General features: G+C 37.2%; 21 protein-coding genes and 3 pseudogenes. 12 read left to right on the top strand and 12 right to left on the bottom strand.

The window, feature by feature from the left end; all coding sequences use genetic code 11:
* The first annotated feature begins 2 nt into the window (after positions 1 to 2).
* The 11 genes and pseudogenes from speB (at position 3) to AB5Z01_RS00615 (ending at position 10,095) form a co-directional block, all read left to right on the top strand.
* Positions 3 to 905: an agmatinase gene (gene speB, locus AB5Z01_RS00665; RefSeq protein ID WP_195221175.1), complete on the top strand. Its 903-nt coding sequence runs from the start codon at positions 3 to 5 to the stop codon at positions 903 to 905.
* A 63-nt stretch (positions 906 to 968) separates the two neighbouring features.
* Positions 969 to 2,165, top strand: a complete 1,197-nt coding sequence (locus AB5Z01_RS00660) for a PucR family transcriptional regulator ligand-binding domain-containing protein (protein WP_332009028.1) — start codon at positions 969 to 971, stop codon at positions 2,163 to 2,165.
* Between the two features lie 125 nt (positions 2,166 to 2,290).
* Positions 2,291 to 3,655 carry an aspartate aminotransferase family protein gene (locus AB5Z01_RS00655; RefSeq protein ID WP_138338275.1) on the top strand — a complete coding sequence of 455 codons (1,365 nt, stop codon included), beginning with the start codon at positions 2,291 to 2,293 and terminating at the stop codon, positions 3,653 to 3,655.
* Between the two features lie 28 nt (positions 3,656 to 3,683).
* Positions 3,684 to 4,814: an iron-containing alcohol dehydrogenase gene (locus AB5Z01_RS00650; protein ID WP_118160273.1), complete on the top strand. Its 1,131-nt coding sequence runs from the start codon at positions 3,684 to 3,686 to the stop codon at positions 4,812 to 4,814.
* A gap of 23 nt (positions 4,815 to 4,837) precedes the next feature.
* Positions 4,838 to 6,319 carry an aldehyde dehydrogenase family protein gene (locus tag AB5Z01_RS00645; protein ID WP_195221177.1) on the top strand — a complete coding sequence of 494 codons (1,482 nt, stop codon included), beginning with the start codon at positions 4,838 to 4,840 and terminating at the stop codon, positions 6,317 to 6,319.
* Positions 6,320 to 6,608: 289 nt separating this feature from the next.
* Positions 6,609 to 7,196 (top strand): zinc ribbon domain-containing protein, encoded by a 588-nt coding sequence (locus AB5Z01_RS00640; protein WP_117878860.1) that lies wholly within the window; start codon positions 6,609 to 6,611, stop codon positions 7,194 to 7,196.
* Between the two features lie 16 nt (positions 7,197 to 7,212).
* Positions 7,213 to 7,512 carry a zinc ribbon domain-containing protein gene (locus AB5Z01_RS00635; protein WP_287216254.1) on the top strand — a complete coding sequence of 100 codons (300 nt, stop codon included), beginning with the start codon at positions 7,213 to 7,215 and terminating at the stop codon, positions 7,510 to 7,512.
* Positions 7,513 to 7,613: 101 nt separating this feature from the next.
* A complete protein-coding gene (locus AB5Z01_RS00630; protein ID WP_138338296.1) occupies positions 7,614 to 7,973 on the top strand; it encodes a zinc-ribbon domain-containing protein in 360 nt (119 codons plus the stop codon).
* A 156-nt stretch (positions 7,974 to 8,129) separates the two neighbouring features.
* A pseudogene (locus AB5Z01_RS00625) lies at positions 8,130 to 8,234 on the top strand (AbrB/MazE/SpoVT family DNA-binding domain-containing protein); the annotation flags it as partial.
* A 170-nt stretch (positions 8,235 to 8,404) separates the two neighbouring features.
* On the top strand, positions 8,405 to 9,355 hold the full coding sequence (locus tag AB5Z01_RS00620; protein WP_117893587.1) for a MarR family transcriptional regulator: 951 nt from the start codon (positions 8,405 to 8,407) through the stop codon (positions 9,353 to 9,355).
* Positions 9,349 to 10,095 carry a hypothetical protein gene (locus AB5Z01_RS00615; protein WP_332009027.1) on the top strand — a complete coding sequence of 249 codons (747 nt, stop codon included), beginning with the start codon at positions 9,349 to 9,351 and terminating at the stop codon, positions 10,093 to 10,095. The genes AB5Z01_RS00620 and AB5Z01_RS00615 overlap by 7 nt, the downstream gene beginning before the upstream one ends.
* Before the next feature lie 396 nt (positions 10,096 to 10,491).
* On the opposite strand, the pseudogene AB5Z01_RS00610 reads toward AB5Z01_RS00615, so the two are convergent.
* From AB5Z01_RS00610 to AB5Z01_RS00565, 10 genes and pseudogenes are all read right to left on the bottom strand, one after another.
* Positions 10,492 to 11,392 (bottom strand): annotated as a pseudogene (locus tag AB5Z01_RS00610) (IS256 family transposase).
* A gap of 323 nt (positions 11,393 to 11,715) precedes the next feature.
* Positions 11,716 to 12,177: a CFI-box-CTERM domain-containing protein gene (locus AB5Z01_RS00605; protein WP_147337891.1), complete on the bottom strand. Its 462-nt coding sequence runs from the start codon at positions 12,175 to 12,177 to the stop codon at positions 11,716 to 11,718.
* A gap of 13 nt (positions 12,178 to 12,190) precedes the next feature.
* Positions 12,191 to 13,363, bottom strand: coding sequence for a hypothetical protein (locus tag AB5Z01_RS00600; RefSeq protein WP_332009025.1), 1,173 nt, complete (start codon positions 13,361 to 13,363; stop codon positions 12,191 to 12,193).
* A 39-nt stretch (positions 13,364 to 13,402) separates the two neighbouring features.
* Complete coding sequence (locus AB5Z01_RS00595; RefSeq protein WP_368365198.1) at positions 13,403 to 16,135, bottom strand: hypothetical protein; 2,733 nt, start codon at positions 16,133 to 16,135, stop codon at positions 13,403 to 13,405.
* Between the two features lie 343 nt (positions 16,136 to 16,478).
* Positions 16,479 to 18,377, bottom strand: coding sequence for a hypothetical protein (locus tag AB5Z01_RS00590; protein WP_117864417.1), 1,899 nt, complete (start codon positions 18,375 to 18,377; stop codon positions 16,479 to 16,481).
* Positions 18,367 to 19,764 (bottom strand): protein phosphatase 2C domain-containing protein, encoded by a 1,398-nt coding sequence (locus tag AB5Z01_RS00585; protein ID WP_117858697.1) that lies wholly within the window; start codon positions 19,762 to 19,764, stop codon positions 18,367 to 18,369. Before AB5Z01_RS00585 ends, AB5Z01_RS00590 begins: the two co-directional genes overlap by 11 nt.
* A 74-nt stretch (positions 19,765 to 19,838) precedes the next feature.
* Entirely contained in the window at positions 19,839 to 20,531 is a 693-nt protein-coding gene (locus AB5Z01_RS00580; protein ID WP_041337448.1) for a VWA domain-containing protein, read from the bottom strand.
* 39 nt (positions 20,532 to 20,570) lie between these two features.
* Positions 20,571 to 21,536 carry a zinc ribbon domain-containing protein gene (locus tag AB5Z01_RS00575; protein ID WP_041337447.1) on the bottom strand — a complete coding sequence of 322 codons (966 nt, stop codon included), beginning with the start codon at positions 21,534 to 21,536 and terminating at the stop codon, positions 20,571 to 20,573.
* 2 nt (positions 21,537 to 21,538) lie between these two features.
* Positions 21,539 to 22,162, bottom strand: coding sequence for a zinc-ribbon domain-containing protein (locus AB5Z01_RS00570; RefSeq protein WP_117928300.1), 624 nt, complete (start codon positions 22,160 to 22,162; stop codon positions 21,539 to 21,541).
* A 13-nt stretch (positions 22,163 to 22,175) separates the two neighbouring features.
* Complete coding sequence (locus tag AB5Z01_RS00565; protein ID WP_242994584.1) at positions 22,176 to 22,568, bottom strand: hypothetical protein; 393 nt, start codon at positions 22,566 to 22,568, stop codon at positions 22,176 to 22,178.
* 44 nt (positions 22,569 to 22,612) lie between these two features.
* Between AB5Z01_RS00565 and AB5Z01_RS00560 the strand changes: the two genes are divergently transcribed.
* Positions 22,613 to 22,783 (top strand): hypothetical protein, encoded by a 171-nt coding sequence (locus tag AB5Z01_RS00560; RefSeq protein ID WP_242993199.1) that lies wholly within the window; start codon positions 22,613 to 22,615, stop codon positions 22,781 to 22,783.
* A gap of 82 nt (positions 22,784 to 22,865) precedes the next feature.
* Here AB5Z01_RS00560 and AB5Z01_RS00555 read toward each other — a convergent pair.
* Positions 22,866 to 22,928: pseudogene (locus AB5Z01_RS00555) on the bottom strand (zinc-ribbon domain-containing protein); the annotation flags it as partial.
* Between the two features lie 148 nt (positions 22,929 to 23,076).
* Complete coding sequence (locus AB5Z01_RS00550; protein WP_041337443.1) at positions 23,077 to 24,186, bottom strand: site-specific integrase; 1,110 nt, start codon at positions 24,184 to 24,186, stop codon at positions 23,077 to 23,079.
* Positions 24,187 to 25,039: the final 853 nt, after the last annotated feature.

Here is a 25,039-nt window from a genome sequence, read left to right as displayed (position 1 = left end):
TTATGGAATATGAAATTCAGAAACATCTGCATTATGCAGGAATACCAAGTTTTAATCTTTATCCGTACACACAGGATACTGAATGTGCTGACATAACTATAATGGGTGTACCTTTCGATAGTGGTGTTACAAATCGTCCAGGTGCAAGACTTGGACCAAGAGCTATAAGAAATATGAGCCAGCTCACAAACTGCTTTGCCTACCCATGGAGCTACAAACTCAGCGATAAAGCAAAGATCGTTGATTACGGCGATGTAGGATACTATGTGGGTGCAAATACAACGAAGGTAATGCTTGAGGAAACGTATAATACTGCCAAAAAAGTTTTTGAATCTGGCAGCAAACTTCTTACCCTTGGCGGAGACCACACTATTCCATATGGTATGGTCAGAGCTGCAAGCGAAAAGTTTGGAAAACTTGCTCTGCTGCATTTTGACTCTCATCAGGACAGCACTCCGTCCACTGATGGAAATGTATCCCACGCAAACTTCGCATATGACTTACAGGCTGAGGGGTGTATCGACCCGTCACATTCGGCGCAGGTTTTTATAAGAACTGAAATGACTAAATGTGGATATAATATTTTCTATGCTATGGACGCTGTAAATATGGATATGAAAGAGCTAGCTAGACAGTTGAAAGCCATTGTGGGCGATATGCCTGTATACATAACCTTTGATATCGACGCTCTCGATCCCTCGGCTGCACCAGGTACAGGTACGCCTGTTATCGGCGGTCCTACCTCAGCTCAGGCAAGGCGACTACTTTACGAACTGCGTGGTATCAATGTTGTAGCAGCAGATCTTGTAGAGGTGCTTCCCGCATATGACCACAGCGAGATCACCGCACTTGCGGCGGCAACGATCGCACAGGACCTTATGTATCTTATGTATAATAAAGAATAAATCTCGCATCTCCAGCCCATAGTTTTACCTATGGGCTAAAGGTGTTTTTAGGAGTGATAACAAATGAACTGCGAAGATTTAATGAACATTCCCAAAATATATTCAGGAATGAAGCTTATAGCGGGTGGATCAGGAATGTACAGAAACATACGGTGGATATATTTTGCCGATTGTACACAATGTCTTTCAGATGATTTTAAAGTCTCACAGTTGATACACGGAGGAGAACTTGTTATTGTCACAAATGCAGCACTCACAGACAATGATGACAAAATGCTCAGTATGATTGTGGAAATGAACCAAAAGAATATAGCTGGGCTTGTTATAAATGTCGGACAGATATCACCTATGCTGACCGAATACTGCAATGACAACGAACTACCGCTGTTTGAACTGTCCTATGATCTGCACCTCATTGATCTTTCACAGATCGTATGCAAGGCATTGGTGGAAGAAGAAAGCAACACAAACTCGATAGATCAGCTTCTTGCTGCAATAATTTATTCCTCTAATATAAATGACGCTGATATAAAGATACGGGCAGGCTATCTAGGCACTAATATATCGGATAAAAATCATATAGTCGTGCTGAAGTTAAACAAAAACAACAAACTTCAGGACTCTTATGAAAATCTGCAAAGATATATCAGATATGAATTTAAAAACTATGGTTTGCAAAAAATGCTGATGCTCTGGCAAATAGATACAGGCATAATGCTTATCCCCTCGGAGTTATTTAGCCGCGATCTGCTCTCCAATATATTCACAAGGATAATAGACCACATTAGTTCTTACTACGGCGTTGACGCAAAGGCAGGGATAGGATCTGCATATGAATACATATCGGAATTAAAGAAAAGCTTTCAGGAAGCTCTGAACTCCATTAAAATATCACACTCTGAAAGTAAAAGTCAGAAAGTATTCTTTTACGATAATCTCGGTATCTACTCGCTTATCGCGCAGATAAAAAATGATAAGTTTCTTGATGAATATGTAAATAATCATATAGGCAAACTGATACAATCTGATGTTTTGCAGGAGGGCGACCTTTGCAAAACGCTTGAAGCCTATCTTGATCATAACTGCAACGCTGCCGCAGCAGCAGAGCACCTGTTTATCCACAGGAATACAATGCGCTATCGTATGGATAAGATCAAAAAGATACTTTGCTGCGAACTTGATGATCTTGACGTCTATCTTGAACTTAAAATGGCGTTTGAGATCAAAAACTATCGTGAAAGTCAAAAAGATCAGTCATAATTTATTGTGTGCATACACCACAATAAAGATTATAAAGACAACACATTGCTGTTATACTGTTTTTTTCTTATAATTATATCAAAGGAAAAAACTTTCCGTAATAAAAGAACAGGAGTGACTTTATAATGCTAAGAAATTCATTGCCAACTATAATTACAGATAAGGTTCCAGGACCAAATGCCTGTGTACTTTTGAAAAAAAGGGACAACGCACTGCCTAAAGCGCTCTGTGGCTATACATATCCTATATGTATCAAGCGTGGAGAGGGCGCAATGCTCGAAGATGTTGACGGAAACATCTTTCTTGATTTTATCGGAGGTGTCGGCGTTCTCAACATCGGCTACAGCAGACCTGAGGTCGTGAAAGCTGTTCAAGATCAGGCAGAAAAATATTTTCACTGCATTTTCAATGTGGTGGCACACAGTGGTTACATTGAACTTGCTGATAGGCTCAACAAACTTATGCCATGCAAAGGTGATAAACTGAAAACATTCTTTGCAAACAGCGGTGCAGAGGCAGATGAGAATGCAGTAAAGATAGCCAAAGCATATACAGGAAGAAAAGGCATCATCTGCTTCTCTGGTGCATTCCACGGAAGAACAAATCTTACAATGGCTCTTACAGCAAAAAAATCTTATGCAAAGGGAATGGGTCCTTTCCCGTCTGATATTTACAGAGCTGAGTTCCCTTACCTTTATCATGCACCAAAAGGATATTCTGAACAAGAAGCGATAGCATATTACCTAGACAAACTCAACACTCTTTTTGATGAAGCTGCACCTGCCAGTGATATTGCAGCAATGATAGTCGAACCTGTTCAAGGAGAGGGTGGTTTTGTCCCCGCACCTATCGAATGGGTAAAAGCCGTCAGAAAGATATGCGACGATAATGGTATTTTACTTATTGCTGATGAAGTACAGTGTGGAAACTGTCGAAGTGGCAGATACTATGCCTCAGAATATTGGAAGGAAGCAGGTGCTGCACCAGATATTATAGCAACAGCAAAATCTCTTGGCGGCGGCGTTCCAATAAGTGCAATAACCGCCCGTGAGGAAATTATGGATTCAGTACCTGTGGGAACTATTGGCGGAACATATTGCGGAAATCCTCTTGCCTGTGCTTCTGCACTCAAGGTAATGGATATAATGCTGGAAGAAGATTATGCAGGCAAGGCTGAAGAAATAGGTAAAAAGGCAACTATATTTTTCAGCGGTCTTAAAGAAAAATATGAAGAGGTAGGAGATGTAAGAGGTCTTGGCTCGATGCTTGGCGTGGAATTTGTAAAGACTAAAGCAGAAAAAGAACCAAACGGCGAACTCGTTTCTAAGGTGATACAGAACGCCCTTCAAATGGGACTTATGCTTGAAAATGCTGGCACACACGGAAACGTTATAAGATTTCTTGTCCCTCTGTGTGTAACAGACGAACAACTTGAAAAAGGCTTTGAGATATTTGAGACCGCTTTGGTAAAAGCAAAGTCTGATAAATAATACAAGAAAAGAGGTATTAAACGTGAGTATGGATTTTAATTACTACCTGCCTGTAAATATTGTTTTTGGAAGAGGAAAAGTCAGCTCTGTTGGAATCATCGCAAGCGATCACGGCAAAAAGGCACTTGTTGTCACAGGAAAAAGCAGCACAAAGCGCTCTGGGTTGCTTAACCGAATTTGTAGTCACTTAAAAAAATCAGGTATCGAATATACTGTTTTTGATAAAGTACCACAAAATCCTCTTACAACGACAGCTGAGCAAGCTGCACGAATAGCAAAAGACAACGGCTGCGATATGGTCATAGGCGTCGGCGGCGGAAGCGTTATGGATTGTGCAAAGGCAGCAGCATTTATCGCAGTAAATGACGGTGATATAAATGACTATATATTCAATCGTCTGAAAAGCGGCAAAGCTCTGCCGATAATACTTATCCCAACGACCTGCGGAACAGGCAGTGAGGGAAACGGATTTGCTGTATTAACAAACCCGGAAAACGGAGATAAAAAATCACTAAGATGCAATGCAATAGTTGCAAAGGCGTCTATCATTGATTCTGAATGTATGATGACTATGCCGAAAAATGTTTTGGCAAGTGTCGGTTTTGATGCCTTTTGTCACTGTATGGAAGCCTATATAAGCCGCATTGCTCAACCATTCACGGATATTATGTGCGAAAAGGCAATGAAGCTTATTGCAGATGATCTTCCAAAGCTTTTTAAGGGAGACAATAACCCAGAGTACTGGGACAAGATAAGTCTTGCAAGCACAATGGGGGGAATGGTCATAAATACCGCAGGTGTTACACTTGCACACGGTATGGAACACCCTGTCAGCGGTTTCAAGAATGCCGTACACGGCAAAGGTCTTGCAGCCATAACCCCTGCAGTAACAGAAGCAAGCATAAAAGGTGACCCACAGAAATTTGCATTTATTTCAAAAGTGTTAGGCGGCAATAATGAGAATGATTGTGCAGAACAGATAACAAAATTTATCGACTCACTTCGTCTTACCTGTACGTTATCAGATTTTGGAGTAAAAGAAAGTGATATCGATATGCTGACAGACAGCTGTATGAAAGTTTCAGCAGCAGGTATATCCTATCATCCCGTAAAATTTGACAGGTCACACATAAGAGATCTATATTTAAAGTCACTGTAAATCAAGCCAAAGGAGTTCTTTCTATGCGCAGATATAAAACATACATTAACGGAGAATGGTTTGAAGGCACTTCGGGAATTGTTCTGAGATCTGTTGATCCTTCAAATAACCAAGAGTTAGGCGAGATAGTGCAAAACAGCAAGGAAGATGTGGAATATGCAATAGAAAGTGCCTCACGTTCCTTTTACAAAACCAGAGAATGGCGTGATCTTGATGTTCAGCAACGAAGCGACAAGCTTCTAAAGATCGCTGATATGATAGAGAGCGAGATTGATGAAATAGCTAAGACAGAGTCAATGGACAACGGCAAGCCCTTGCGTGAAGCGCAGGCAGATGTTGACGATGCTGTGCATTGTTTCCGTTATTATGCAGGGCTTATCCGTACACCAAGCGGTCAAACTTACAATGTAAACAGCAATTTCGGCAATATGCACTCATACACATTGAAAGAACCAGTGGGTGTCTGCGCACTTATCACACCTTGGAATTTTCCATTTTTGATGAGCGTATGGAAAATAGCCCCTGCACTTGCGGCTGGCAACAGTATAATTTTCAAGCCAAGCTCTGAAACGGTACTTTCGGCATTGAAGCTTTTTGAGATACTTGATAAATGTGATCTACCAAAAGGCACTGCAAATCTGGTCATCGGTTCAGGAAGCACAGTTGGAAATCTTTTAGCCGAAAGCAAAAAGGTAGATATGATAACATTCACAGGCAGCACATCCGTTGGGCAAGGCATAATGCGGGCTGCTGCTGGCAACGTAAAGAAAATAGGGCTTGAACTCGGTGGAAAGTCACCTAATATCGTCTTTGCAGACACGGATATCGACAAGACCGTTGAATGGGTAATGATGGGTATATTTTTAAATCAAGGAGAAGTCTGCTGTGCAGGATCAAGACTGATAATAGAAAAATCGATAAAGGATAAATTTCTAAAAAAACTTGTCGAGAGAACTGATAAGCTTACCCTTGGAGCTCCTCTTGATAACCCTGATATGGGTCCGCTCATATCAAAAAAGCATATGCAGGACGTACTTGGATATATTGAAAAAGGAAAGGCAGAGGGAGCAAAACTTCTTTGCGGTGGATACAAATGTACAGATGGCGATCTTGTCAACGGAAATTTCATCAAGCCTGCCATATTTGACGATTGCACCTCTGATATGTCAATAGTTCGTGAAGAAATATTTGGTCCAGTACTTACTGTGCTGACTTTTGAAACAGAGGAAGAAGCAATAGAATTGGCAAATGATACAGATTATGGACTCGCAGGTGCTGTTTTCTGCAATGATACCGCAAAAGCTCTAAGGGTGATAAAAGAAGTTCGTGCAGGTATAACGTGGATAAACTGCTATAACCCAGCCTTTTCAGAAGCCCCGTGGGGTGGCTACAAAATGAGTGGCATTGGCAGAGAACTTGGTACAAGCGGTCTTGATGAATATCAGGAAACAAAGCAGATAAACATAAATATATCTGGTACACCTCTTGGGTGGTATAACCACTAGATTATACAAACCGCCGCAGGTCACGAATTAATGCGACCTGCGGCGGAATTTTTTATCCCCCTTATTTCAAAAACTCCCGACTTTTTGAAATAACACCCCTCGCTCCCCACTCCTTATTTCAAAAACACCCCCTATCAACGTTTACATCCGTAAAATTTACACTTTGTTTACAAAATGTAATCGTTATCCTAAGCAGCCAGCTTAACAAATCGTGGAAATAATGTGGTATAATGACAGTACAAAATAAGTAGTGCAAAAAGCACTATAGAAGAATATGGAGAAATGTCATATGGCATATTGTGGACATTGTGGAAAATACGTTAAAGACGGAACAGAAATCTGTCCTGAATGTGGGTGTTATACCTTGGCAAGAGCAGAAACAAAACAGAGCATATCGTTAGGAGCAAAGTCTTTGCTAACATCAGAACAGCCAAACTACAAAACAATACTTATTGGTAAGATTATTGTTTGTGCATTGGGAATAATACTGGGACTTATAGTCACAGCAACAAGTGGTAACATATCCGCACCATACAACACTGCAGATACAAACAATTACAACGAATATTATAATTCCGCAGATTATGCTGAATTTGGAACAGATTATTATACATACGTGTATAAGGCTCTTAAAATAACGACCGAAAATACTAAATCTACAGCTCAATATGCAGCTCAAACAGCTAAACAAATGCAAGATTTAGTAAAAATAGTTCCTAAATTTAAAATAATAGGAACTGGTTTTGGACTATTTATAATTCTCATATCAGCTTTTGCAGCCATAAAATCTATAGGCTCTTATAAAACTGCTATTTATAAATCGGCACAAATGGAGTTGATAATCGGAGCATTAAACAAAAAAGAAAATCAAAAATAATCGTAAGAAAAAAATTATGGCTTTTTGTAGAAAATGCGGAAAAGAAATTGATGACGACGCAGTAATGTGCGTACACTGCGGCTGTGCGACCGAAAAGGCAGCACTACCAAGCACAAACCAAAACCCTGACTATGACCCTTATTCAGGTGCAGACTTTGTGGAAGTACTTCTCAGTTTGCTGATACCTATTGCAGGTATCATATTGTATGTTGTCAAGAAAGATACACGACCAAAAGCGGCAAAGACTTGTCTTATAACAGGTGTTGTCACTTGGGCGAACTGCTTTATATTAATGACAATACTTGGTTCAATGTAGTCGAAAACCTATGAAAAAAAGCAAATGTTTCATGGTTAAGACAAATTTAAAATAATCAAAATTTGATAAACATTATAAATGTTTAAAAGGAGGATTTTTATATGGCATTTTGCGGAAAATGCGGAAAAGAAATAGACGATGAGGCAGTTGTATGTGTACATTGCGGCTGCCCTGTCACATCACAAAGCAGTCAGGAAGCCAAAGCAGAAACACAAGGTCTGAGCGACAAGCAGAAAAAAATAATCGCATTTGCTGTGGTTATTTTGGCTGGATTATTGGCAGCTTTTTGGTTTTTCGTCGAATCGTATGATCCCACAAGTGGTTATGAAGAAGAACAAAAATTAAAGCAAGAAGAGATAGAACGTCTTAGTCCATTAACTGATGATCTTAGCAAAAGTACAGAAGAGTTGGAAAAAAAGGCCGAAGAACTGTTGGCTGAAGCTGGAAGTATGGATTATTGATAATACCAAATGATACACATCACACTTTTTTCATAGAGGACTTCCCAGCCGATAAAAAAAAGCGAGCCACCCCAGCTCGCTTTTTCCCCTGCATAAATTCCCCACCTCTGCAAATAATATTACTGCAATTTTGAAAAAACAACGGAGGTCATAAATATGAAAGCAACAGGAATTGTCCGCAGGATCGACGATCTCGGCAGAGTTGTCATACCTAAAGAAATAAGGCGCACCATGCGTATCCGTGAGGGCGACCCGTTACAGACAACGTTGAAAAGCGAACTCGATTACCTGCTTGTGCTCCTCAGATTGGCGGATAGGCTGTACATAAAATAAATTAAAAGCAAAAACTATAAACAGCTTGACATTTTGATAAGAATGTGTTATTTTAAATCTGTAACTTAAATTACGTTATAGATTTAAAAGGTGAGCATATGAGAGAATACCTAAAAAAAACGTTAAGACAAAACGTTAAAATAAAAGAGAATAATGACCTATACGACCGATTGCCGCTTGCTTTCAAAGGGAGATATGATCTATTTGATGTTGAAATCAACGGAATAGACTGGCTTGCAATTCAACCAAAAGGCGATGTTGGTCTTATTGCGCTCCGAAAGGACAGAGCTAAAGTTCAGAATATTTCAGGACTTAACTGTGCAATATTTCTTAAATCGACCACCCCTTATATCAAGGAAAAACTTGTCGAGGACGGCATCCCATTTGTACTGAAAGGCAAGCAGGTTTATTTGCCGTTTATAGGCTGCCTGCTGTCTAATTCAGGTGAACGTGATATTGCACCTGTTGATATTATTTCGTACTTGACGCAAAAGCTAATACTTATGGCAATCTATGAAAGGTGGAACAAGGTAACAGTATCAGAAGCTGCCACAAAGCTGGGCGTATCCAAAACGTCTGCGAGCAGGTGCTTTGATGAAATAGAATATCTGAATGTCAATATCCTTGATACAAAGGGCAAAGCAAGAGCTGTTACCGTTCCGTCTGATATAAAGCAGCTGTGGGAACAGCTTCAGCACATTCTTAGAAGCCCTGTTATTAGAAGATACGAGTTTCCGAATGATATATATTTAGACAAAAAGGCAGGAATCACTGCTCTGTGCGAGTATTCATTGCTCTCTGATAATGCTTACACTACCTATGCGGTGACAAAAAAAGAGTTATCTGACACAGGGGTAAAAAAGCTGAAGCAAGTTCGAAAAGGAGAAGCTATTGGCTGTGCAGTTCTTGAAGTGGGCTATTTCATTGACTATAACCATAAGCCGATACAAGACCCACTAAGCGCATCCCTGTCATTGACCGATGAAGAATTGCAGGACGAAAGAGTAATGAAATCTATAAACGAGATGTTGGAGGAATATGTGTGGTAAAAGGATTAGATACTTTCAGAAACTATTTTGCCGACTACGAAGAACAATATGTGCTTATAGGCGGTGCAGCCTGTGATATTATATTTGAAAGCAATGACGCAACTTTCAGAGCAACAAGGGATCTGGATATGGTTTTGATAGTCGAGGCTCTTACGCCTGAGTTTGGAGAAAGATTCTGGAAATTTATTCAGAACGGGAGATACCGAAATAAGACAACAAGTGTACAAAAGCCGCAGTTTTACAGATTTGATAAACCTGAAGATGATACCTATCCTAAAATGATAGAACTGTTTTGTAGGAATAATTTTGAACTTCGTAAAATGACAGGGATCACACCAATACACATAGATGATTCTGTTTCAAGTCTGTCAGCAATTCTGCTTGATGATGAGTATTATAAAGCTTTGCTGGAAGGAAAAGTTGTAAGAAACGGCCTGTCTGTTCTTCGCCCTGAATATCTTATTCTGTTCAAGGCAAAGGCATATCTTGACTTGAAACAAATGAAAGAGAAAGGCGAAGCTGTTGATTCGAGCGATATAAAGAAGCACAAAAAGGACATTTTACGAATAACAGCTGAGCTAATGCTTGAAAGCGTATCTGAATTACCCGCAAAAGTTAAATTAGATATTGATACTTTTATTGACTTGTTGGGGCAAGACCCATTTGACAGCAATTCCTTGAAAAGCTATGGACTTAAAAATGATGATGTAGTAGAGGTATTACATAGGATCTTGGGATGATAAGCAGTGTTCTTAATTATTATGAAGTACAGCGGTTGTGTTTTTATGCTACAGCAAAAAAATTCAACTCCGTTTTGAAATTGGTGCGTTTTTATTATATTTTCTGCTTGCGTTTTTGAGATTGACGGATAGGTTGTGCATAAAGTAAAACGGAAACCGGACGGATAGTGCAGACACGCATTTTTTACCGTTTGTGAGCGAAGCTGGCTCTGCGAAAAAATCTCTGTAAATTAATCAACTGTGATAAAAACATTAGTTGGGAGTGGCATAAAATTTGCCACTCTAATTTTTTACAGTATACAATGGGTACTGTAATTTGTCAAGGTTCTTTTTGAAAATCAGCCTGATGGAGTGGAGCACAGCGCAATGGAATCAGGCTGATTTTCAGCGGCTCGCTCAGCCAAGCCTGTCGGGATACATGATTTCAAGCTCACCAAGAACTCTGCACCAGTTTCTCAGTGGCATAGTCCATTTTTTCGCTATTTTATGAGTTGCAAGATACAGAGCCTTCAACAGCGCCGTATCGCTCGGAAATACGCTTCTCTGTTTGTTCAGACGGCGGTATCCGCTGTTACGGCTCCTTTCATACCCGAAAGACCATCGGCACATATCACGAGGACGTCCTTTACGCCACGATTTTTTAGCTCGTTCAGAACGCCAAGCCAGTACTTTGCACTCTCGTTTTCACCGATATGTATGGACAATACCTGCTTATGTCCTGTAAGACTGACAGCAAGAACAACATACGCTGCAAGCTTTTTATCTGTCCGTTTTCTCGTACAGAAAGATGTACAGCATCAATAAATACAATGGGATAAACCTCATCAAGCGGACGTTTCTGCCAGTCCTCTATCTGCGGAAGGAGACGGTCTGTGATATCGGATACCATACCATCGCTGACCTCAAATCCGTAAATATCTTCGATGGTATCGCTTATCTGGCGTGTTGTCATGCCCTTTGCGTACAGCGATATTATCTTCTGTTCGATACCTGAAATATCCTTTTGACGCTTTTTTACGACCTTAGGCTCGAATGTTCCGTCTCGATCCTGTGGTACTTCGATCTCGGTTTCGCCTAAATTTCCACGTATCTTCTTTGTTTTCTTTCCATTACGGTAATTGGAGTTGTCCGAGCGTTCATATGAACTGTACCCTAAGTGTTCATCCAGCTCTGCCTCAAGCATTTCCTGTATAGTGCCGCCAAGAAGATCCTTCAGAGCATCTTCTATATCCCTTGCTGACCGGATATCATACTCCTTGAGCAGCATTCCGATGATGTTCTTTTTTCCTTCACTCATTGGTTCTCTTTTTCTTCTTCCCATAAAAAATCAGCCTCCTGTGTTATTTCTATTTTACCACAGTTGACTGACTTTTTACAGACTTTTTTTTCAGAGGGTCGAAAAGCAGCGACATTGCTGCCGCTGCTTTCCACCGTTTTATCTCGCAGCTTGCATAGGGTCGCTCCTCAGCGTTGCCCTATTTGGCTGCAAATATAGTATTGATTTTATTTTGGGTGTTATACGCATTTACACAGTTGTTTTTTCAGAACCGAAATAGGACCTAATGGATACGTCACTATATTGAAAATGTCTTTTAGTATACTATTTATTAATTTTACGAGTCATAATTTTTCTGCCCAAAACATCATACGTACATACTCACATACAGCATCGTCGTATTTTTTAGTTTCAATAAGATCTACGATATAAACGATTTTACTATAGATTTCATTGTAAATCTCATCTTTTCTATCTAATTTGTTGATCTTTTCTATAATTGCAGGTGCTGTTTCATAGTAAATTTTTATTAACCCATTTCCGAAAACAGACTGTTTCATATAATGATCTCTTAAAGATCTTAATGTTGTTAGCTCGTAGCAATCATCAGGTAAGCCTTTATGTTCGCAGCAAGCTGTTGTTAAAAAACATCCTCCGGTGCTTGATATGTTTCCCTCTTCCCAATGGCTACACGAGTCATCTGCATAGTAATAAGATTTATACCAACTGCAATAGCCTTTCTTATATTCCCCCTCATAAGTATAATACTTACAGGAACCGCATTTATTCATTTCTACATAATCCATAATTATCATTTCCCTATCTGAATTTTAATTTTCCGAAAATATCCCTTTTGAATCTGATCAAAAATTTTTTTGCATCTTCAAGCCCAAGTTTATATGCTGAATCAAAAGAATCATAAGCCATTGAAATCTCATTTATATTTAAACAAAAGATACCGTGTTTATAACATAATAAGCCTTCTAAATAAAATGTGATTTCAGCAATCTGAGGATAAGCGTCAGTCATTTTAGAAAGCTTTGATAAAAGACCATCTAATTTATCCGTATGGTTTTCATTTATATATAGATCACTTAATGAATCAATAATTGAATAATATAATTGATTTTTATCTTCAGAATCACTATTACATTCACCAATAATATATAAATAATCAGTACACAATTCAAGACCTTCAATATTTTTCGCTTTATCAAAAAAAAGAAACATTGCTTTTAAAATAAAAAATGAACTTTCATAATTATTATTGGTTTTTAAATATTTTTTTGCTACTGATATACCTTTTGGGACATTTGTCCACGATTCATTTATAGAACCATAATATAAATTTAAAAATGCATATTTTGCACAACAATCCATATTATCCGACATTCCGAGCTCATAATAATAGCTTGCTAATTTATAATTTGGCTCAATATTTTTTTCATCTGAAAATAAATCACCAAGTATTTTATAATTTTTTGAACGTTCAAGATAAAATACAGCTTTATTAATATCCTTCGGAAAGTCTGGTGTACCTGCAATATATAACTGACCAATAAGCGTATCTGATAATGGACATCCGCCTAATGCCTCACTTTTCTTTAGATACTCCGGAATTTTTTCATCTCTATTCGGCAAGTTTTCATTTTTCAGATATAAAAAAGCTGCGGCTGAGTATCCGGTTGGATCATGCGTTTCTTCAGAAAATGCACAATAATAATCTTCTGCTTTTTTTAGATCAACAGTTGTTCCAAGTCCTTCTTCATATATATTCCCCAAAATAAATCCCGATCCTGCACCTTCATATTCGTAAGCTATTTCAAGGAGCTGTCTTGCTTTCTCATAGTTTTGAGGTGCACCATTTTTTCCGTGACGAAAAAATACTCCTAATATCCATACAGCGTTCGGGTTGTGCTGATAATATGCTTCACGAACATATTCATAAGGCATTTGAGACAATTCTTGTTTTGTGCAATTCCTTAAGTCCATATATTACCGACCTCCTTTATATTTTTCAACCCGTATCAATCAAAATTTATTTCTTTCGGCATTTGATTTTAAATCATCAATAGTACAGCCATTACATTGCTCAATAGTTATTTCGTAAAAATTGTAATATGAATATTCATTCTCAGAAAATTCAAGTGCATCTCCTTTATAAATTTCCTCTGACGTTAATTTACCATTAGACAAGGAATACTTTGTAAGAAAGGTTATTATTCCACTGGGTGTATTTGCATTAACATCACAACCATGAGAATAATAATTTACAAGGCAATTGAGCGTTTTTGAATAATACAGATCATCCCAGCCAGTATCACTATCACCTGTAGATACTACCGATCCATCATCAGGGTCATATTCATATACATGAAACCTTGAGGCTGCTGCTGCTATATCATATATGTAAATCAATTCATCTGTACCATCTCTATTTATGTCAAATAAAGCGTAAGCGGGTTCTACGGAAGATTGTTGATTTAATTCCGATAATTTGTCAAGATATGCACTGTATATATCTTTAACATCAGTGTTCTTACCATCGTCGGGATTTTTATTTTTTTCTATGTTATCGGTGTCCTTTTTATCAGAACTGTCTCTAGGAATACTATCGATCATATCTTTAAGCGGAGGCCTAATGCTTTTATCTTCGGTATATTTAAAAGCATAATAAGATTCAGTCAATGCCTTTTTACGTTCTTCCTGAGTCATTTTTAGATAATCCAGCTTTTTTATAGTTTTAACTGACGCTTTTAAAGGAGTTTTATCTGCAAAATAATTGTTATATGCATTAATGACTTCACTTGATGTAGTTTCATCATTTCCTACTTTAAATGAAGAATACTTTTTATTTTCACCGTCATAATTAAAGTATATCTTCTCGGTACACCTTACTTTTTTATCGTTCTCTCCTAAAACAACTTCATTTAAGGTATATGCGCCTGCATCTTCAGGAAGATCTGTACCTGTGTATGCATAAAATTGTCCGTCTGCCAATATTATTTTTCCGTTTGAATCTTTATATGGAGTAAAGGTAAACGCATCATGTCCATAATCACTTCTGTTACTACTCCATACGGTATAGAGATCTTCTCCCGTTGCAATAATTCCATTATCTTTTTCATAAACAGTGAAGCATTTTTGCTCCTCCTGTCCGATCATAAGTCCATATCCGCCAATAATAAGTTCAGGTTCCCCATCTCCGGTTAGATCCTGGAACCACATTTCATCCTTTTCAGCATAATTATGACCAATATAACCTTTATACATTTCATATGAATCAAGCCAACCGGTACCGCTGTCCATAGGTTCATGTTCTTCCGACCAGCTTAATATTTCTTCAACGAATTCCGGCGTTTGTTGAGATGTGTTTTCATTTACTTCAACAAGCTTATTTTGACCTCCTATTGCAATTTTGGGAGTAGCAACTTCTGGCTTGATCTCATTATCGGTTAGATACATATCAGCCCATTCTATATCACTTTCACCCCAGATATCTGTTGCAAAATCAAGGGCTTCGTCTATGCTGTCTCCGCACATTAAGCTATAAACAAATGCGTCCTGAATATAGTAATTGTAATATGTATATACTGTTTCTGTATTTGCAATTACACTTAATGCTCCTGCGTCTTTGAATGCATTCACAAGCTTATCGTTTATGTATGCTTTACAGGAACCTAAAAATACTATTGATCCTTCAAGCTCGTTATTTTTATAGTGAGATGTAAAATAGGACGGCATAATACAGTAATAAGTATTTCCGGAGCTATCGTCATCATATGTCACTTGAATAATATTACCGTTAATTATATCATCAAAATATTCTCCGATATTTTGTTCAGTCACAACTTCCTTTGTACATATAATAGGAGTATCATTATAAAGTGTACCATGCTCTTCAATATCAATAAAATCATATCCAGCCAATTCCTCTGCAAAATCTGCAACAGTACAATCTGTGTCGATATCTGTTAAAAGCTTTTCGCTTGTCCACACATCTGAACGCTGATTTAACAATTCAAGCATATCATCGTATCCAAGACCATACATTACTTTTGCTTTCATATCAGTTTTGCTGTATGAATATTTTTCCGAATCAAAGGCTACTTTATTATCGATTGCTTTGATTTGACCGTTTTGATCTATATCGGCATAGTTTTTTGCTATTCCATTAACACTCTCGTCAAAAGGTTCCAGCATTACTCCGCCCAAAGAGCCATCGTTATAGACATATTCATAAATCATAGTATCTTCACTGTAGTCAATGTCGCTGATCATTGATTCCTCGACCATACAGTTTAATGCATTTTCGATTTTTTCTTTTTTGTCGTTCTCTGATCCATTCTTATAATCAGGATCGGATATTATATCTCTCAAAGTAGAGTTTACCTTTTCATAGCTTTCATAAGCGGTTTGGACTTGTTGAACAGTAGGTTTATTTGAGGATAGATATTTATATGCAAAAAAAGCTCCTATTCCCAGAACTGCAACAGAAAAAACACAAGCAGCTATTTTCCCAACACGATTTTTCTTCCGGGAAGAATTTATTTTAGACCTATTTTCCATGCAATTGGGGCATAATTTTCCTGGGTTAGAGCTGTGAATGGTAAATCCGGTGCCGCATTTGCTGCATTTCCTCATAACAATGGGATCGTAGTTGGGATCGTAGGGTATATTAATTTTAAATTTATATCCGCATATATTACAGCTTCTCGCATCTTCATTTAGCAGCTTCCCACATTTAGGGCATCTTTTATTCATTGTATGTCACTTCCTATGAATTACTTTGAAATTGTGGCTTTGTTGAGTATTTTTCCTTTTTTCCGTATATACTTCTATCGTTTTTGTCTTATAATCAATTTTTATAATATATTGCTCATCATTTTTTAATGTCAGAAGCGATCTCGTTCCGTCTTCGGGTTTGTCAAATGCCGTATAAACGAATTTTGCGCTTCCTTTCGGAATTTGACATGATAAAAAGGAATCTTCCGGCGGATAACAGTATGCTATAAAGGTACCATTTTTATTAAAAAAATAACCATTCATAATACATAAACTATCTCACTCCTGTATTAATCATCTATAATCAACGCCTTAATATGTATTAAATTACTTCAACTTCCTTTTCTGCTACAACATCATCACCATAAATATAAGAAATCGTTAACTTGCCTGTAGACTTTATTTCAAACTGTTCATCACCAAATGTTATAATATCTTCGTTACTTGAAACAAATTCACAGTCTTTCCACGCTATATCTATCGGGATTTTTTTTAAAACTTCACCATTTGATTTTTTTATAAATAGATTTCCTGAACATGGAGCTGCATAGAAAAGGCTTACGGTCGCATGACCGTTTTCTTTATCATAAAAGTCAATACCATTTTTAGAAAATGGATCTACATAAGCTTTATCGCAATCCGTTTCTGCGATAAGGTCATAAACCGTTGCGTCCGAATCAAAAGATATATCGATATCATAAATATTAACACTAAAACTGAGGGTAGGTGCAGGTATTGTAGACGACTCATACGAAGAGATAGTTTCGGGAACATCCCAAATTACCTCCTCGTCAAAGTCTATCTCAGCGTAAGCCGATATTTCATCAACATTAGTTTCTATATTTTCAATTGATATTTCTTGTTTATTTTCTGACAATTCATTTTTATCTATAGTTGACATCGGAGTAAAAATCGAATTTGTTTTATACAAACTGCTGTCGATAGTATCATCGTAATAATTATATGTATCAGTAACATTTTCAGCATAATTTGGGGAGGATTCATCTGAATAAATACCAATCAAAGCAAGTATTAAAAAAAATGATATTATGAGAATCGTAGCTATCAATGCTCTTGTCGCTTCCTTTTTCCTATTTATTTCATCTTTTGATGCTTTTTCTTTATTTTGCTTCCTGCGAAATTCCTCCCATCCGTCGTCAATTTTCAAATCTCCCGGATTTGGCTTTGATTTATTTCTTATTTCCATGTCAAGCTTACACCAAGGACAACTGCTTAGTCCTATAAAGTATTCATGCTTTGGATTGTCGGTACATTTGCACAATCTCTGACTTAAAGAATCAAGTGCGTAAAACCATTCGTCTGCTCTCGGTCTGGCGCTCTTGCTTTGTTGACCTTCAATAAATGCTCTTTCAAATAGCTTTTGAATATCTCTCGGAAGAATACCTATATTAGGTGAATAGCGCGTTTTTGCTATTTTCCCATTAATATTACTTTTTGTAAAATAAGGACAATATCCATTTTGTATGTTCTTTACAGGTTGGAAATTACTCATAGATTCTTTGGTGGTAACAACGCATGAAAAAGGATGAACGCCGTTCATTAAAAGCCTGAAAATAATAACTGCAAGAGCAAAATTGTCTGTGCTTTCGTTAAACATATTCCGTGCATTATTTTCATCAAAAGTTTTACCCTGAAGCTCAGGAGGAATAAACTCCGGAGTAACTACAGTACATGGAAAAATTTCTCCTGATTTACTTTTGATATGATATGAATCCGTATCTACAAGCATAACTCGACCAGTGTTCACATCTAACATGAAATTATTTGGGTTCAGATCTCCGATTATATGTCCGCTGTCGTGAACATTATTCACGGCGGCAGCAATATTTTCTGCCACTTTTACATATTGTGACCACAAATATTTTTTTCTGTTATCATAAACGTAAAAATCTATCAAGCTGCTTAACCCTGACACTTTTTGCATTACATATCCGCAAAAATTGTTATCCTGATACAGAATGGCGTGAGGCCATGCACATTCAGACAAGTCATTTGAATCTGTTTCAAGCATAGCCAGAAGTTTATTTTTCCTGTTTTCGGTACGATTCTTTTCATGATAGATCTTTGCAACCAAATCGGGCATACCTTCTATATTATAAATGCTGCCCTCGCCGCCGGAAGTAATGCTTTCTTCAAATAATACATATTTTTGTCCGCTATTCAAATCGTAATAAATTCTTCTATCATTATTAGAAGCCACTGCTGGAACCCCCCGTTATATTACTATAGTGCTCATCAACAGCTTCTGAATTAATATAAGTAAAATGAGTCGATGTTCCCACCTCTTGGAGAGCTTGTTTCATTCTTGGTAAAGCATCTTTTATAGCTTTATCTTTAGCTTTATCATTTTCAGAATTTGACGCCATACTATCGCTTTGTGTAGAATCATCTGCATGATCAGAAGTATCATCATCCGCAATAGCGCTTCCCTGCGTATGTTTGCCGTTGTAAGCGCTATCCTTACTTATACTGGAAGATTCCATACTCTTTTTCGATGTATCCTGAACGTTACCTTTGTTTAAAAAAACAATACAGATAGAACAAATAATAATAAGCACTAATATCACTATCAGCTGTATCAAAACGATTTTCCTTAGTTGGCGGTTGATTCTATACGAATTTTGTAATCTTTTCTTTAACTTTCTGGATTCATCATTAATTACTATGCTTTCACCAGTAGGAGTTACTTTGATTATATTTGTAGGCTTTTTTATATCAATAGGAGTAGGTCTGCGGCCTTCACGGAGTTTGCGTTTCATGTTTTCGTTTAACTTATCCCAATCAGGTTCCTTGTAATATTCCTCGTCTTTTAAATCTGCTAAAATATCAGTGTTTATCAATCCTACGATAGTTTTATCATCTGTTACATTAGGCAAGCCGTTTCCCGAAACAAATTTAGATATGCTTTTTTGCAGATTTTCAAAATCAGTTTTGTTATTTGCCCTAAGAATATTTCTGTCCATAAATCGGCGGATAAATGGAATATTTATTTTTTGAGCTTCATTTGCAAGCAGAGGATGACACACAATATCAAATATGCCGTCTGTCATAAGCGTTAATGCACAGACCTCGTCGGGATATTTTCCAAAGGACCAATTGTCGGGACCGCCCAAGAGCGGATATGTTTCATTGAATGCTTCTCCCTTTTTTACTTCTGTTGCACAATCATAATTACCGCTCGGCGTTAAAACGATAATACCGCCGTCACCGCATTGACCGTAATATAAGTTTTTACCATTATAAATCGCAGCAGTGAGGGTTGTATTATATTCCGAAAAATCTATTTTCATGTCTTCGGCAGTATTCATTACGTTGTTATATGCTTCTTGATATGCCTGTGATATAAGATCAATGTAAAACTTATCGCTTTTTTTGGTTTTAATATGCAAATTTATGTAAGCCAAGAATGAATTCACAGCCACTTTTGCACCTATATCCGATTTACTTGCACTGCCTAAACCGTCGGCAATTACAGCTATTGTATATCCGTTGTCAAGCTTTAGCACATCAGAATAATCCTGACATACACCGTCAGGATTTTCTAAATGTGCTGTTCCTATTGCCGAAATTTTAAAATATCCAATCATTCTTACAAACTTACTCCTTTATCAGCAGAGTGTATCTTCCGATCTATTTCATATCTTTAAAAATTTCCGCAGGCTCAATCAAGCGGAACCTTAAACATTGTATCAGGTGCAGGAATATTTAACGAACCGGATTCCTCAGTACTGTTTCTCAAAGCATCCAGACTGGATGAAACAAATTTAAACAGCCCAGTGAAATCACAATTTTTTAATCCGTATATATTATTTGGATCAAATATTTGTTTCATAATATCGGCTCTAAAACCGTCCACGCCAACACAGTATGCAATCGCCTTTCCGTTATTCTCCATCCACTTTAATCTCTCAGCTGACTCACGGTAATCATCATTTGGACCACCATCAGTTACGCAAAAGATCCAAGGTCTGAAATAAGGTGTTCCTGCGTAGTTGTATTTATTTTTTTGCATCGTGACCATATCCATTGCAGTTTCCAGGGCTTTGCCCATAGCAGTATTTCCATATGCTTTTAGTTCAGGTAATTCCATTTCTTCGACCGGAGCAAAATCCTGAATTACCTTGACATCACTGTCGAACGTAACAACAGCCACATCAATACAAGCCTTTGCATGGGTATCAAGACTTGATAGGGTCTGCTGCTTGAATACTCTGAGTCCCTCGTTAAGCTGTTTTATTGCTTCATTGCTGTTCATTGAACTTGACGTATCCAATAGAAAAACACAGGCAACGTGTTTTTCCGTAACGTATTTTACCGGTTCGTCATTGAAATCTCTTTGGTTTAATTTTGGCATAATAAGTCCTCCTAAATTTGTTATATATAATTAGAATATTTACTGGTTTGATTTTATAATCATACCTACATCATTAACTGAGAGAGGCACATCAATTACCAAATCAGTAATAATACATCCGTACATTTGAAATACTATCCCACCATATTCTGTATTGTCATCGTTTATAGTAGCGTTGTTTTTTAGATAAGATATGGCTTTTGCAGAAAGATTGAAAGAAACTGTCTCAGGCTTAAAGTCAAATAAACAGAAAAAACCGTCTGATTGTATAAATGTTCTTGTATTTTCAATAATGTCATTACTGATCTCATTTGGAAAAGTATATGATTCATTATTAATGCTGACTGCATCTGCTGCCGTAGGTACACCGGTTATGTAATTCCCGTCAAGCTTATAAAGAGCATTCCAATCTACAGCATCTTTGGGTGCAAATACATAATAATCAGTATTAAGATATTTTAAAGTAACAGTTATTGAACAACCTGTTTCTTCGAAATCAGAAAAGTATTTGTTATCGATATACTCTACTTCGTTTCCGTCAGTATCATAAAAATTTGCAGCTGACCAGTCGTCATAATTATCGATTCCAATGAATTCAATCGATTCATAGGTTTTATTATTTGAGTCTGTTTTTTCAGACTCTATTTCAACGTTTGTATTAGAATCTGTTATTGATTTGGCTGATTTGCTTTTAATAGCATTATCAGTAACACCAGATCCAATCTCTGTTTTTGATAAATCGTCATCCGTGACAATATTTTCTTGTTTATTATGTATTTTAATAATAACTGTTATCAAAACTATAGCAGTTAATACAGTTATAATAGAGGATAGTGATATTATAATATTTTTTTTCACTTGTTTAGACTTTATTGCAGAACTGTTTTCGGTTGGGGTATTTAAATACGCTTTCTGGCAAGATGATTCCGCAGATACTTTGTATCCGCAAAATTTGCAAAAAGTTGAGTTATCATCTATTTTATTGCCGCATTCTTTACAAATCATAGTTATAACCTCTTAAAAACATACGTTCTATCTGTATTTATTTTCCTCAAAATCAATTTGTTGGAGGAAAGTTTTTCAATTACATACCTTTTAGAATGTCCAAGTAACTTACTTACTCTATAATCATCATCATATATTTCAAGAGTATCACCATCGATTGAGTAGTAGCCTTCCTCGGAATAAGCACCGGAAATGAGTAACCTTCCATTGGTAAATTCCCAAGTCACTTGATCTTCTTTATCTACCAATTCGGTACCATCAGAATAAAGCAACCATTTTCCTTGAATCTTACTCTCGTTGCTCTCAAATATCCTGAATAAAATAAAAGCAATTATAACAATAAACAACATTAATATAATAGCAATAAGTATATTACGTTTTTTATTAGTTTTCATTATTGCTGCAAATCCTCCATCTTGAGGGTTGAAGTTATTTAAAACACATCCGCAATGTAGACAGAATTCCGCATTAGGTGCAACGGCATTACCGCATTTAGGACAATAACTCACCTGAGGGGCAGGAGCAGGCTGCGGCTGAGGGCGTGGCTGCTTTCCCGTAGGTTCTCCGCAAACGGGACAAATAACTGTGTTGTCTGATAATTTCTTTCCGCATTTTTTGCAAAACATAGCTGGTCACTTCCTAAAAATTATTTTGCATGGTTGAATACATTCTTTGAGAAATAATCTGATTTATCATCTCTTCAATGTTTTCACATTTTGTTTTTTCCATAATGTAAAATGGAATTTCTTCTACGTTTCCCGATGTCTTTTCTATGACAAGCATTGTTGTAAAAGAATCTATAATATACAATGCTGCCAGTAATAACAATATAATTCCCCATGCAGGAGATCCACCTAAGCATATAATGGCAGCAATTAAAGCAACAAGTCCGCAAATAAAGGATTTTGGATTCAATGAGAAATTTGAATTGACTGATGAAATTTGATTAATAGGAATACTTTTTCGTTTAGTGCCAAATGGTATGAATAAAATCGCATTCGGAAGTTTGGTTTTAATAAAATTCTGTTCCATTCTAATCTCACCTTTCATATAGAATAATAAGAGTGAGATCATAAATGTTATTACTTTCGGGTTTTGCCCGGTTAGTTGACCTGCTTGGCAATTGCTGCATAGAGTCTGCCCATAAGGCAAAGCAGCACCGCATTTACGGCAATAACTCACCTGAGTGGCAGGATCCGGATGAATGGGTGGCTGTGGTGGAGTGTAAGGCGGCATCATTCCCGTAGGTTTTGGTGGAGTGTAAGGCGGCGGCATCATTCCCGTAGGTTTTGGTTGAGGGAAAGGCGTCGGCTGCATTCCCGTAGGTTCTCCGCAAACGGGACAAATAACTGTGTTGTCTGATAATTTCTTTCCGCATTTTTTGCAAAACATAATAAAGCTCCTTCACTTGAATAAATCTAAGTGTCTATACCTATCTTATAATATACCACTATAAGAAAAAGAGCCCCGCAATCCCCGATAAATCAAGGCTTTGCGGAGCTTTCCAACCACAATTCTGACCAGAAATAAAAAAGAAAAGCTAAACATAAGCATACAGTTTTTCAAGCTGTTTACGCTTCATATCCATGTTGGAATGCACATATCTTTCAAGAGTAATTTTCACGCTTGCATGACCCAGCAGCTCACTGACCGTCTTTACATCAATCCCAAGCCGAATGCACTCCGTAGCAAAGGTATGCCGCAGAACATGAAAATTCTTATACGTTACACCAATGTGTTTCAGAAAAGTTTTGTACCTGTACTGATAAGTCCTCGGTTCGGTATAATTCAAAGAGCAAGTCAGGAAGTAGCAGTCAGGATTGACATTTCGTTTGATTTTAGCAATCTGCGACAGCATAAAAGTCGGAATAGGAATATCACGGATAGACTTTGCACTCTTAGGCTCATCGATTATTACAATAGTTTTAGGACTAATTCCGTTCGGATTTTTAATCCGCTGGAGCGTTTTCCATACATGAATTACCTGATTTACAAGGTCAATATCCTGCCATTTCAAAGCGCATATCTCGCCTATTCTCAGACCCGTATAAAGACACAGCAGAACGCCAAGTATTTGACAGTCATCACACAAAGCATTTTGACGGATTTTTGCCATTTCAACGCTTGTAAAAACCTCAATTTCCTTATGTTCCGATTTTGGCAGCGATACATTTTTAGCAGGGTCATCTAGCTTGTATTCAGTTTCTCCGTATGCGAATACAGATTTCATCATGATCAGAATTGCCTGCACGCTCCTTGATGAAAGCCCTTTTCCGTCATCTCCGCCGCATTCCAACAGTTCGGACACATAGCGATTGATTATAAATGAAGTCACTCTGCCAACACGCATATCTCCGAACGGCGCAGCGATGTAATTCTGATACATAGTGCGATAACTGACATAGGTTGATGATTTAATGCTATTTTTGCGACTTGCAAGCCATACCGAGAACAGTTCTGATACCGTTATCGGATCGTTTTTCGGCAACAAATCAACTTTAGCAAGCTGTAGTTTCTGCGAACATTCCACATAGCTGTAAGCGTAAACAGACGAATACTTTGCTCTACCGTTTTCCATGTAACTTGAAATATACCTGCCCTCCCAGCGACCGTCCTTGCGTTTGAATATGTTTTTTCCTCGTCTTGACATGGCGAAACCTCCTTAAAATATGTACTTTAAGTATACACCCGTTTTGACGAGATTTTTGACCAGAAATAGAAGAAAAAAGAGTTAAAAACAGCCTAAAATCCTTGATATTTTGCAATTAAATATACAGATTGTGAGATTTCGTTCGTTGAATTTGTACAAAACATACAGTAAATCTTGTCAGTTTTAGTCAATCCGTGGATTGATTTTTTTTTCTTATAGTGGTATATTATAAGATAATTTCGGCGTATACTGCACATTTTGTCGTATGTTAACTCTGTTTTAGGGAGAAGTCAAGTCCATTTTAAAGGTTTATTGCTTATGCTTTAAGTTGGTTACTGAAATTTGTAGCATTGTGTGATATACTTGTAGTTCAAAACAAAGCGCTCTCCGAGAATAAAAATATTTGAGTGCCAAAAAGTTTTTTATCAGCCCTTGACAAACGAGTGTTCTAATGCTATAATATCAAATAGAAACAACAGCATTTAACATAAAATTACAATTTAATAAATAAGTGCCTTTTACTTACATAAACATATTGGCAAATACATTTAGAGCATAATGCTCGTACATATTTAAGGCACGATTTTGATAGCAACGGGATAATTATATCCTTTTGCACTAATCGTGAACTTGAAATATGTGCGAGCTTTTTTGTTGTCTAAATAAATTCAATGTGGTATGTAACGAATTGGTAACGCGGTCAGAATTACATAAATTGCGATACCCTCCGTGTCACATAGACATACCTTTAATATAACATACTAATAATATTAATATAGCAGAAGAAAGAATGTATAGTAGAGATAAGTATTGGTAGGTGCGTAACGAAATGGAGGCGGAATATCAAATTGCG

Source organism: Ruminococcus sp. RTP21359st1_H3_RTP21359_211015, assembly GCF_040909065.1.
Lineage (GTDB): Bacteria > Bacillota > Clostridia > Oscillospirales > Ruminococcaceae > Hominimerdicola > Hominimerdicola aceti.
The sequence above is the reverse complement of the archived record's forward strand: the minus strand, read 5'-3'. Positions and strand labels throughout refer to the sequence as shown.